The sequence below is a fragment of the Pantoea sp. SOD02 genome (assembly GCF_024707505.1).
GTDB lineage: Bacteria > Pseudomonadota > Gammaproteobacteria > Enterobacterales > Enterobacteriaceae > Pantoea > Pantoea symbiotica.
The window spans coordinates 501539-513617 of sequence record NZ_CP102605.1 but is presented as its reverse complement, the minus strand read 5'-3'; the positions used below and the strand labels follow the sequence as shown (position 1 = coordinate 513617).

At 54.5% G+C, this 12079-nt stretch carries 9 protein-coding genes; 6 read left to right on the top strand and 3 right to left on the bottom strand.

Going from position 1 to position 12079, the window contains the following annotated elements:
• Positions 1-103: 103 nt before the first annotated feature.
• Positions 104-733: a response regulator transcription factor gene (locus tag NR302_RS21865; RefSeq protein ID WP_258145264.1), complete on the top strand. Its 630-nt coding sequence runs from the start codon at positions 104-106 to the stop codon at positions 731-733.
• 8 nt (positions 734-741) lie between these two features.
• Entirely contained in the window at positions 742-4359 is a 3618-nt protein-coding gene (locus NR302_RS21860) for a transporter substrate-binding domain-containing protein (RefSeq protein WP_258145263.1), read from the top strand.
• A gap of 4 nt (positions 4360-4363) precedes the next feature.
• Here NR302_RS21860 and NR302_RS21855 read toward each other — a convergent pair whose 3' ends face one another.
• Together NR302_RS21855 and NR302_RS21850 are read right to left on the bottom strand one after the other, a co-directional pair.
• A complete protein-coding gene (locus NR302_RS21855; protein WP_258145262.1) occupies positions 4364-4978 on the bottom strand; it encodes a response regulator transcription factor in 615 nt (204 codons plus the stop codon).
• Positions 4972-7791: a response regulator gene (locus NR302_RS21850; protein WP_258145261.1), complete on the bottom strand. Its 2820-nt coding sequence runs from the start codon at positions 7789-7791 to the stop codon at positions 4972-4974. The genes NR302_RS21855 and NR302_RS21850 overlap by 7 nt, the downstream gene beginning before the upstream one ends.
• Before the next feature lie 322 nt (positions 7792-8113).
• Here NR302_RS21850 and NR302_RS21845 point away from each other — a divergent pair, with 322 nt between their 5' ends.
• Positions 8114-8809, top strand: a complete 696-nt coding sequence (locus NR302_RS21845; RefSeq protein WP_258145260.1) for a response regulator transcription factor — start codon at positions 8114-8116, stop codon at positions 8807-8809.
• Positions 8810-8817: 8 nt separating this feature from the next.
• Here NR302_RS21845 and NR302_RS21840 read toward each other — a convergent pair whose 3' ends face one another.
• Positions 8818-9756, bottom strand: coding sequence for a MurR/RpiR family transcriptional regulator (locus NR302_RS21840; RefSeq protein ID WP_258145259.1), 939 nt, complete (start codon positions 9754-9756; stop codon positions 8818-8820).
• A 288-nt stretch (positions 9757-10044) separates the two neighbouring features.
• Here NR302_RS21840 and NR302_RS21835 point away from each other — a divergent pair, with 288 nt between their 5' ends.
• From NR302_RS21835 to NR302_RS21825, 3 genes are read left to right on the top strand one after another with little or no spacing between them, the layout of a single operon-like run.
• A complete protein-coding gene (locus tag NR302_RS21835) occupies positions 10045-10353 on the top strand; it encodes a PTS sugar transporter subunit IIB (protein WP_179453067.1) in 309 nt (102 codons plus the stop codon).
• A 59-nt stretch (positions 10354-10412) separates the two neighbouring features.
• A complete protein-coding gene (locus NR302_RS21830; RefSeq protein ID WP_008106141.1) occupies positions 10413-10754 on the top strand; it encodes a PTS lactose/cellobiose transporter subunit IIA in 342 nt (113 codons plus the stop codon).
• Positions 10747-12060, top strand: a complete 1314-nt coding sequence (locus tag NR302_RS21825; protein ID WP_258145258.1) for a 6-phospho-beta-glucosidase — start codon at positions 10747-10749, stop codon at positions 12058-12060. The genes NR302_RS21830 and NR302_RS21825 overlap by 8 nt, the downstream gene beginning before the upstream one ends.
• Positions 12061-12079 lie beyond the last annotated feature (19 nt).

Genomic DNA, 12079 nt, shown 5'->3' with positions numbered 1-12079 from the left:
ATAAGTAATTTCCTACAGACCATTCTGTTAAAACGGGATAGTGTAAGCCGCCCTGGGAACACATTGATAACCTGCTCAGCGTAGTCATCAGGATCTCATTTCTATGAAAAAAGTAATCATTGTTGATGACCATCCGGTTATCCGATTTGCAGTAAAAATGTTGCTGGAACGCAATGAGATGGAAGTGGTGGCCGAAACCAACAACGGTGTTGATGCCATTCAAAAAACACGGGAATGTTTGCCTGATTTGGTGCTGCTGGATATTGGTCTGCCAAAGATTGATGGTTTCCAGGTGCTGGAACGGCTGCGCACCCTGAATCTGCCGCTTAAAATCCTCGTGCTGACGTCGCAGTCGAGCAGTCATTTCGCCCAGCGCTGTAAACAAGCCGGTGCCGATGGCTTCGTCACCAAATCCGATGATATGAGCGAGCTATTAGATGCCATCAAAATGGTGATGCGCGGTTACAGCTTTTTTCCGCAATCATCCCATCAAACGTATGAACAGACCCACAGCGATCGCGATGACGCCGGCTTGTTAGAGCAGCTTTCCGATCGTGAATTGAGCGTGTTAATTAGCATTGGCAAGGGCATGGGCAATAAACAGATTGGCGAACAACTGCTGCTGAGTGAAAAAACCATCAGCACTTATAAGCATCGCCTGAAACAGAAGCTCAATGCGCAGTCGCTGATCGATTTAATCGATTTTGCCCGTCGTAACAACCTGATCAAATAACCGGTGCTATGCGTAAGCTTTGCTGCTTTTTCCTGATTTGGCTCTGTGCTGCGCTTATTCCTGTGCAGGCGAAAGAGTTCCATTTGCTGACTCGCGCCTCATTTGAGGGGCTCAAACCGCTGGTGCTTTCGGCGGCGGAGCGTCATTTACTCCATGACAAGAAGCAGTTAGTGATGGGCATTTTTCCCAGCGAGTCGCCGCCTTATGGCATGACTAACGTGCGGGACGAATATGAAGGATTAAGCGCCGACTATGCGGGACTGGTAGCAAAACAGCTCGGTTTAACGCTGCGCATCGAGCAATTTGAGTCGCTGGAGCAAGCACTCAATGCGTTGGAAAGTGGCAAGATCGATTTGGTGCCTTCGCTCACCGCGCGGCAGGATGAAAGTCCGCTGCTTTTTTCTGATCCTTATGCCAGCGAACAACCGGTTCTCGGCATGCGCGTCAACGATAATGTTCCTTTGCCCGGCGATCTCAACAACATTGATGTTGCCGTGGTAAATACCTATCTGCCATTAAGTCTGTTACGCCACGCTTATCCGCACGCCAACTTCCGCATGTACAACAATTATCAGGATGCGCTGAGCGCCGTCTCCTTTGGTGCCGCGCGTGTCTATCTGGGCAACAGTTTCTCCCTCAGCCGCAATTTTTTGAATAATTTGCGCATGGTGCGCTTCAGCCAGTTGCCGCAAAAGATGATCAGCTTTGCGCTTCCCGCGCAGGCGACAGAACTTCAGGCGCTGGTGAATCGCGCAATCAGCAACGTGCCGCAGGAAGAGAAGAATGAGCTGTTACGTATTTGGCAGCCCGACATGGTGGGGATGAATCAATCGCTGAATACGCCACCTTTTACCGACGCGGAACGCAAATGGATGGTGGCGCATCCGGTGATAAAAATGGTGATGTTCAGCCAGGATAAAGCCGCACCGATGACCATCATCGATCAGAGTGGCGCATTGCGCGGCATGGTCAGCGACCTCATCACGCTGGTGACATTAAAAACCGGTTTGCGCTTCAGTTTCGAAACCGTTGATACCTCGCAAGAGCTGGTTAACCGCGTCAATAGCGCCGATTTTGATATGTTCGCCTCGCTCACGCCGAGCGCTCAGCGCGAGCAGCAGATTTTGTTTACCCGACCTTATCTGCGCAGCACCTTTGCGCTGACCACGCGCGTCGGCAACAACGATATTCACTCGCTGCCCGATCTGCGCGGTAAGCGCCTCGCGATGGTCGCCAACACCAGCGTCGAAAATATGGTGCATGCGCGTTATCCGGAAATCGAGATTGTGCCGGTGCAGAACATCACGGAAATGATGGCGAAGGTGGAAAAGGGCCAGGCGGATGCGGGCGTCGATATTCTGGTGATGGTGGATTATCAGATCAAAACCCACTTCCAGAATAAGCTGAAGATGGTCAGCGCCATTGGCAGTTCACCCGCGTGGGTCTCATTTGGCGTCGGACGCGCCGATCCCGAACTGCGCAGCATTCTCGATAAAGTGCTGCTGAGTATTCCGCCGGTAGAAATTGAGGAGCTGGCTAACCGCTGGCGGCCCAGCGATCTGATTGTTTACGACAGCTTCTGGCAGCGCTATCAGGCGGTGCTGATCGCCAGCATCATCTTCTTCGTGCTGATCATGCTGATGGTGATCGGCTGGGCGCTGTATCAGCGCCAAATCATCCGCCGTAAAGCCGAATTGCGTCGCGAACTGAATGTGCAATTGGCGCAACTTCAGGCGTTGGTCACCAGCATGCCGTTCCCGGTTTCGCTGCGCGATAAAGATGGTCGTTTGACCTACTGCAATCAGCGCTATTTAGTGGAAACCGGCGTGATTTATGAAGAAGCGCTGGGCAAAACCATGCGCGAACATCCAGGATTACGCACGCCTGAACAGGCGGCGTTTTATCACAATCAACTGATTGATGTGGTGAAAACCGGCATTCCGATCGTCGAAGATCGCCGCTATGACTTGTGGGACAACCCGGACTCTTCGATTGGCGTAACCGTTTATCAGTGGATTCAGCCGTTCAATGACAGCGATGGCAACGTGGTCGGTGTTATCGCCGGGTGGATGGACATCTCCGAACGTGAAGCGCTGTTTGCCGAGCTGCGCGAGGCCAAAGAGCGGGCAGAAGATTCCAGCCGCGCCAAATCGGTATTTCTTTCGACCATGAGCCATGAAATCCGCACGCCAATGAACGCCATTATTGGCATGCTGGATATGGCGCTGAAAAAAGGGCGCGGCGGCGAGCAGGATTTGCAGGCGTTGGAAGTGGCGTACGATTCAGCGGAGAGTCTGGTGGGCCTGATTGGCGATATCCTCGACATCTCGCGCATTGAGGGCGGCCAGCTGGAATATCATCCGGAAGCGGTGCATCCCGGCAAGCTGATCGATAACCTGATGAAGGTGTTTCAGGGGCTGGCGATCGACAAAAATATCACCCTGACCAGGCACATTCCCGAAGAAGGATTGGAGCAGGTGCTTGCGGATCCGCTGCGCATCAAGCAGGTGCTGTCCAATCTGTTAAGCAACGCAATCAAATTCACCGATCAGGGCGGCGTATCGCTAACGTTATCCCAACAGAAGGATGTCGCTGCGGGCCGCGTGTATCTGGTCATTGAAGTGCAGGACAGCGGCATTGGTATTGATGAAAAACAGCAGGCCGCGCTGTTTAAACCTTTTAGCCAGGCCGATAACCGCCGCGCGGGGACTGGATTGGGTCTTTATATCAGCCGTACCATCTGTGAAAAGATGGGCGGAACCTTAACGCTGAGCAGTGAAAAAGGCGTGGGAACCTGCGCGCGCGCCACCTTGATGCTGCCGATGGCGGAAAGTCAGGGCCTTGAGCTAGAAGACCAAGCGGAAGAGGGTGAAAAACTGCCGCTCCGTTCGGTGCTGGTGGTGGACGATAACGCCGCGAACCGTATGCTGCTGGCGAAACAGTTGAGTTGGTTGGGCCAGCATGCGGATTTGGCTGCCGATGGTCATGAAGCGCTGCAGATGTGGCAGCGTGGCAATTACGATGTGGTGATCACCGACTGCAACATGCCGGGGTTAAATGGTTATCAACTAACAGAGATTATTCGTGAATCGGAGGAAGATTTAGGGCGTGAGCCGATTTGGATTATGGGCTTTACCGCAAATGCGATGCATGTGGTAATCAAACGATGCCTGGAAGCTGGCATGAACAACTGTCTGTTTAAACCCTGCTCGATCAGCAGCCTGGCGGCGGCATTGCGCGCAATCGGCACGGTTCACTCTCCAGCGGACGTGACCATTCCTGAAATGCCGGAAAGTAGCGAGGTTGATCGTCAGATGGAAGCGGCGATGCGTGATTTGATGGTAGCCACACTGGCGGAGGATTTGGCGCAGTTAGACACCCTCAACCTCGAACAGCATCGTGCGGAAATTGCCGATCTTGTGCACCGTATTGCCGGCAGCGTGCGTATCGCCCATCAGCATCTGCTGGCCGATGTCTGCCTGCAGATGGAAATTGCCTGCCGCGATCCACAGCTGCAGAGCGAAGCATTGCAGCCACGATGTAGCGAGCTGGTCACGCGGTTGGAGGCTTATCAGGATAAGCTAGAGAGTGCGGCGCTATTGAGTGATATTGCCGAAGAGGAGTAAAGGGTCAAAAGCCAGCGCGCTGGGCGAAATCCACCACATCACTCACTTTCACGGTGTGCATTTTCTGCATGATGCTGCGCTTATAGGTGCTCACCGTTTTGCTGCTGAGGTGCAGTTCACTGGCGATGATCTTATTGCTTTTTCCTGCGCCTAATTCACGCAATATCTGCATTTCACGGTTGGTCAACGAGCCAATTAGCGCCTGATCCTGCGGATGGTGCGGCGTAATATCGGCACTGCGCATCATCACCGTTTCACCTTTCTCAATTTCACTCAGCACGTAGTTGAGCATCTCAACCCCGAAGCCTTTGCTGAGATAGCCCTGCACCTGCCACTTCAGCCTTTTAATCTCATGCCAGCAACTGTCAGTGCTGGCATAAATCAGCAGCTGTAAAGGGCCGCAACATTGGCGCGCAGCGTGCAATTTTTTCAGATGATGTACGCTGAGCCCGGCCATATCCATGATCAGCAAGGTCGGTTCATCCAGCAGCAATGCGTGGATCAACTGCGCCGCATCGGAAGTGGCGCAGGCAATCACATAGCCGCGTGCGCTCATCAGTTGAGAAATGCCCTCAACCATAATCGGATGGCGATCAAAGATAATAACGCGCTTTAACATGCGGTTTCCTCGGTGCGTAGACAGTTCGCCAGAATTTCACGTAGCTCTGCTGGCGCAATCGGCTTGGTCAGGCAGCCATCAATGCCTGCCTTGCGGCAATCTTCAGCGGCATCAAAACTGCTCATCGCCGTTAAGGCGTAGATCGGTGTCGCGGCCAGTTGCTGGTTTTTCTCTCGTTGCCGAATCGCGCGGCTCATAGCAAATCCGTCCATCTGCGGCATGGTGCAGTCGGTAATCACTAAACCAATCTCATGCTGATGTTGCTGCCAAAGCGTCAGCCCTTGCTGGCCATCTATCGCACTCAGCACCGCGCAGCCTGCTTTTTGCAGCTGTTGGCTCAGCAACAGGCGAGCAGGCGGATAATCGTCAACAATCAGCACTTTAAGGCTGGATTGTTCCGCAGCGCGTGGCGCAATAGATGTTGCTTTCACCGGTGCTGCGCAGAAGTGCAAGCTCACGCAATTGCTCTCTCCGGACACACTTTCGACTAAGAGCTGCGCACCAGCATCCTGCGCCATGCGTTGGCAGGCCGCCAGACTAAAACCGGTTTCCGCCCAGGCACGCGAATCATCAGCGCCTTGTAACGCTTGCCACTGCTGCGCGAGCAGGCCGTCACTCTGGTTGCTGACAGCGATCGCCAGCGGTAAATAGCCATTGGCATTCTGCGCTTCGCAGCAAAGCGTTACCGTGATATCGCCATGCTGGGTGTGCTGAATGGCATTGCGTAACAGGCTGGAGGTAATGCGGATAATCAGCAGCGGATCAAACTCCACGCGCGGCGCATCGGGATCCAGTGTGACATGCAGGCGCAAGCCTTTCCCCTCAGCTTGCTGCTGGAACAGCGCCACCGTGCTGCGCAGTAACGAAGGCAGATTCACCACGCGAATGCGGCTCTGTTCATCACGCGCTTCAGCGCGGAAAATATCAAACACATCGCCGGTTATGGAGAGCAGCGAACAGGCGGATTCATACACCGTTTGCAAATTTTCATTGTGCTGATGCTGGCTGTGTAACCGCTCCAGCTCCAGTTCCAGCAGGCCGGTAATGGCGTTGAGCGGGGTGCGAATTTCATGGCCCATGCTCTTCATAAAGGCATTACGCGCCTCGAGCACCCGATCATTCTCTGCTTTGGCTTCCTGCAGTTGACGAATCAATGTCTGATTACTGTTGAGGCGTTCGCGCAGCGCTTTGAGCGACTGGCACAATCGACCAATCCACCAGCCCACCAACAGGAACAGCAGCAGCGCCAGCAACATGGTGATCGCGACTAAGGTGGGGGAAAATTCGCGTGCTGATTTCTGATCCGGTGCCAGCAGCGTGTCACGCCAGGAGCTGGCCATGCTCATCAGTCTGTCGGGCGGCGTTTGTTGTAGGGCTTTGTTGAGAATGCTAAGCGCAGGTGAATCTGCTCGCTGGGCGGCAAAGCCCACGCTATACGGTTTTACCGGCAGTGAAAGTGACTGATGCAGACGATGGAACGGATTGCGCTTCAGCTGATACTGCACGGAGAATTGCGATCCAATCGCGCCGTGCGCCTCGCCGTTATTAACCAGCACCAGCGCCTGCTGCAGCGTATCGGTGATGATCAACTGCAAAGTCGGATACCAGGTTTTCAGCCACGGAATCAGTGGGTTATTTTGCTGAATAGCAATTTTCTCGCCCGCCAGCTCGTGCAGTGAAGCAGGCTGAATGGTGTTGCGTTGCATCACTAGCACCGCTGGCGTCACCAGCCAGGGTTCGCTTTGAGTCATTGATGGATCGGCGGCTTCCGGTTCACCAGGCACCGTCAGGCTGCTGGCCATAATCGCCTGCGGATATTTCACCCACAGCGCGGTTAGCTGCGCATCGTCTTCGGCCATTTGATAGTTGAACTGTAAGCCGAAGCGCTCGCTTATTTGGCGCAGCACATCGATCGCCAGGCCGGAGGGTTCACCTTGCTGGCTGACAAAACTGATGGGTTCGCGCCGACCATCCAGCAATACGGTGATGGCGGGATTTTGCTGGCTCCATGCCAGCTCTTGCGACGTGAGTGATAATGTGGGATGACCGAGTACTGCTTCACGATCCATGCCCCAGCCTTGCGCAATGCGCAAACGGCTGACCAGCGGCAGATGAGTGAGCACATTATTGATGGCGCTCAGCAATTGTGGTTCGGCAGCCGGCACGCCAAAAGTGAGCCGGAATTCACCGAGTGAAGGATGCGGCAGCAGCCACAGATTATCGAGTTGATTATTGCGCTGCAGATAGCTGGCGGTGGCATGGCTAAAACCGGCGGCTCTGGATTGGCCAAAGGCGATGGAATTGATCGCCTGATAGTAATCCTCAAACGCTTCTGGCGAAGGGCTAATATCCGGCAGCGTTTGGCTGTCCATCACCAGCAATGGCAGCTTGCCGCCCGGCGCTTGCTGTCCGGCGCGCGTAACGACCACCGCGCGATCGTTCAACCACGGCAGTGAAGCGTGCACCGATGTGTGCGGCGCGAGATCGGGGGTCCAGATCGCCAGCATGCCGACTTCATTGTGGTTCAGCGCGCGAATCGCCTCGTCACGGCTGCGATAGTGAACTAGCTCAAAATGTACCTGCAGCGTTGATTCAAGCAGCGCCAGATAATCCGCATCTATGCCCGCCAACTGCCCACGCTCCATGCCCAAACTGACCGGCGGCTGAGACGCGCCCCACACGCCGACGCGCACCACGGGATGTGTTTGCAGCCACGCGCGTACATTCGCGGCAAAGGTTACCGGCGGCGGATTGACTTCAATGCGCGGGGCCAGCGTTAGCGCTTGTCCTTGCGCATGCGGCAGCCCTGGCATGAAAACCAAGGTCAGTAGGGCGAGCAAGAGGTAAAGGAGCAGTCCGTTTTTCATCGTCAAATAATCGGTAAATTTTCTACCCTGCATTTTGACGTAATGCTGCATGGAAATAGCCAGGCCAGGTCTTGGTTGTTGGCGGTAAGTACATGAAAAATAATATAAGTATTTTCCTACGCGCGCCTAAGCATTCGGCGCTTCAGAAAAGTCCCGGTAATGCCTATGCTGAGTCAAACCGTATCGATACAGCCTGAAGACACGCCAATTATTGCTGGCCTGATACGAACAGATTTTCATTATGAGTTTCAGGTTACCGAGGTGGCAGATGGCAGTGTTTCACGCAAACAAAATTACGGTGGTGATGCTGGATGACCATCCCATGATGCGCTTCTCATTCGAAGTCGCTGCCACGCGTGAGCCAGATATCACCATGCTGGCGACGTTTGGCACCAGCAAAGCGCTGATGGCCTGGCTGGGGCAGAACAGCGCCGATGTGTTGGTGCTGGATTACATTCTGGGTAATGACCAGTTGGATGGCTTATCGCTGATCAAGCACATTCGTACACATCATCCGCAGCTGAAAATTTTGCTCTCATCGTCGATGGAAAGTGTTGCGGTGATCCGTGCCGCTCTGCATCTGGGCATTAAGGGCTACATCACCAAACGTGAAGAGACGCCGGCTTACTTTGCCGCAATCCGTAACATCGCTGCTGGCAAGCGCTCGCTGCCGGATGACATCGCCAGCCAGTTAAGCCAATTGCCTGGCCGTAAGCGCGATCGTCCTATTCAGCAGGAAGATTCGAATGAGGTTTCACGGGTGACGCAGCTGAGTAAACTGCTCACGGCGCGTGAAGCGGAAGTGATCCGCTGTTTTATTGATGGCATGCAAGTGATCGAAATCGCTGCAAAGCTCAATCGCAGCCGCAAAACCATCAGCGCTCACAAGCAGACCGGCATGAAAAAGCTCGGCATCGCCTCGGATTTAGAGCTGTTTAAATATCGTGGGGATCTGTTTAAGTAATCCAACGCTTAAAGTGCCGCTTCCAGCCGATCCAGCGCAAACAAAATGCCGTAACGCCGTGCGTTTTTTGCCTCTGGCAGCGGCAGCCAGATATCGGCCTGATTCGCCAGGTCTAAGGTCTGCGCACAGAGCGCGATCACCGGCGTTTTTTGAATATGAGCATGATGTACTGCGCTGAGCACGTGGCTGTTAACTTTGTCAGGCGCGAGAATCAGCAACAGATCATCCGGCTGTAAACGGCTCAGCGTCATGCTCAGCAGGTTGTCATCCTGAATCCATGCAATGGCCAATCCGGCGCTTTGCAGACGCTGATGGACTTCCGCGACCAGCGGAGTTTGCAGCCCCGACGCGCCAATCAGCAGCACGCTTCTGGCCTTGCGCAACATCTCTGCGGCACGTTGCCAGGTTGCCGTTTCCGCTTGCGCGTATAGCTGACTTAACGCCTGAGTAATCGCCTCGATGGGCGCAATCGCGTTACTCGTTCGCACCTGTGGCGCGCGCGCCAGCCGCATGCGTAAATCGCGGATATCTTCGCAACCCAGCGAACGGGCAAAGCGGGTGATGGTGGCGGCGCTAACTTCGGCACGTCCGGCAAGTTGTTCGATGGTGGCGGAGGCAGCAAAAGCGGTGTCGCTGAGAATAGCTTCGGCAACGCGTTTCTCCTGCTGGCTTAGTGAAGCTTGCCGCTGGCGAATGACATCAATAAATTCTACGTCCCGCTGTTGACCGGCTTTACGCACCTGATGAAGAAAATCATCGAGATCCTGACAGCCAGCCGACGTGGCAAAGCGTCGCAGCACGTCCGGACTCACGCCCGCCTGCGTGGCGAGACTTTCCATGGTGGCCTGCTCAGTCGCACCCAATTTAGCCAGAAAAAACCGCGCCAGCCTCGATTCCTGCGCATCCGCGCGCTCCGATTGCTGCCGTAATTGCCAGACAATATCCATCAACTCATCACATCCTCAGTAGCGAGCATCCATCATGCATGAAATTATTTTTCATGTTGAGCTTTTTTTCATCTGATTATCGGGTTTTATCGGCTTTTGTTGGGATTATGACTGTTAAATTACGGTTAAGATCACACTCGTGAAAAATATTTTCATGATGTGTTTTGTTATATCTATATGATCTATATTGATAAATTATCAAACCATCAGAAAATCCTCTGCCCGCAGCCACTTTACAGCTTCTCTGAGACAGGTCTTAAATGGCCGGGACAAATCACAGGAGAAGAAATTATGCGCATCGTACTTTGCTGTGCTGCAGGCATGTCAACCAGCATGCTGGTGAGCAAAATGCAGCACGCCGCTTTAGGTCGCGGTCTGGAAATCGACATCAAAGCCGTGCCGGTGGCGGAATTCGAACGTATTCTGCCAGATGCCGACGTCGTTCTGCTTGGCCCGCAGGTGCAGTTCGAAGCTGCCCGTCTTACCGCGATTGCCGCGCCACAGGGCAAATCTGTCGCCGTCATCGACATGATGGATTACGGCATGATGCGTGGCGAACAGGTGCTCGATAAAGCGCTGGCGTTACACACCTCCTAACCGTCCGTTTTAACTCATCTGTCTGACACTACACGGCTTTGTGCTGTGGGGGATTTTGCATGTCTGAAATCGTGGCTATCGAGTTTGAAGAGGAAATTATGCTGCTGCTGGTGCAAGCCGGCGCAGCCCGTAGCGCGGCAATTAGCGCGCTGCGGCTGGCACGAGAAGGGCGCTTCAGCGAGGCGCAGCAGCAGTTAGCGGCGGCGAGCGAAAGCATTAGCGCGGCGCACCAGCAGCAAACCGCGCTGATTGGTCTGGATGAAGGCAGCGGCAAGTTGCCGGTCACGCTGATTTTGGTCCATGCACAGGACCATCTGATGAACGCCATGCTGATTCAGGATTTGGCAGGCGAAATCATTGAACTTTACCGCCGCACTGCGGCAGGAGGCACGAATGCTTAAGATGGCGATTATTGGTGGTGGCAGCAGCTACTCACCGGAGTTGGTAGAAGGCATCATCAATCGCTATGCGCAGCTGCCGGTGACGGAACTGGCGCTGGTGGATGTCGAGCAGGGACGTGAAAAGGTGCATGTCATCGCCGATCTCACTCGCCGCATGCTGCAACAAAACGGGCTGGAGCAGGTGAAAGTCAGCGTGCATTTTGAACTCGATGAAGCGATTCGCGGCGCCCGATTTGTGCTGACGCAGCTGCGTGTGGGTCAGCTTGCCGCGCGTGCCGCAGATGAGCGCCTCGGACTGAAATATGGACGGCTCGGCCAGGAAACCACCGGCGTGGGCGGTTTTGCCAAAGCGCTGCGCACCATTCCGGTGATGCTTAACGTGGCGCGCAAAGTGGAAGAGTTGGCGCCAGATGCCTTTATCATCAACTTCACCAATCCGGCGGGGATTGTGACGGAAGCGGTGTCGCGTTACAGCAAGGCGAAAATTATCGGCCTGTGTAATGTGCCGGTAAATATGCACCACATGATTGCCGGCATGCTCGACGCGCCCTGGGATGACGTGCAACTGCGCTTCGCCGGGCTCAATCATCTGGTGTGGGTGCATCAGGTGACCTGTCGCGGCGAGGATGTCACCTCGCAGGTGATTGAACAACTGTGCGATGGCCAATCGCTCACCATGAATAACATCAAAGATATGCCATGGTCGCCGCAGTTCCTGCGCGCGCTCAAGGCAATTCCGTGCCCGTATCATCGCTATTACTGGCAAACGCCGCAGATGCTGGCCGAAGAGCAGGAAAAAGCGCAAAACGGTAACGAAGGCACGCGTGCGGAGCAGGTAATGAAAGTGGAAGCCGAGCTGTTCGAGCTGTATGCCGATCCGCATCTGTCACATAAACCTGAACAGCTGAGTTTCCGTGGCGGCGCGTATTACTCCGAAGTGGCGGTTGAACTGATCAGCGCGATTCACAATAACAGTGGCAAAAATCTGGTGGTGAACTGCCGCAACAACGGCGCGATTCATGGCCTGCCGGATGATGCGGTGGTGGAAGTGAACTGTCTGGTTGACGCGCAAGGCGCGCATCCGCTGGTGTTTGGCGAGTTGCCGCCGCTGATGAATGGCCTGACGCAGCAGATCAAAGCGTTTGAACGTCTGACCATCGAAGCGGCTGTGCATGGCGATCGTCAGCAGGCGTTGCTGGCGCTGCTCGGCAATCCGTTAGTCGGTGATGTCGCGACCGCCGAAGCGTTACTGGAAGAAGTGCTGACCCTTAATAAGCCGTGGCTGCCGCAGTTCGCCACGCCATAATCCGTTGCGCCACAGAGCC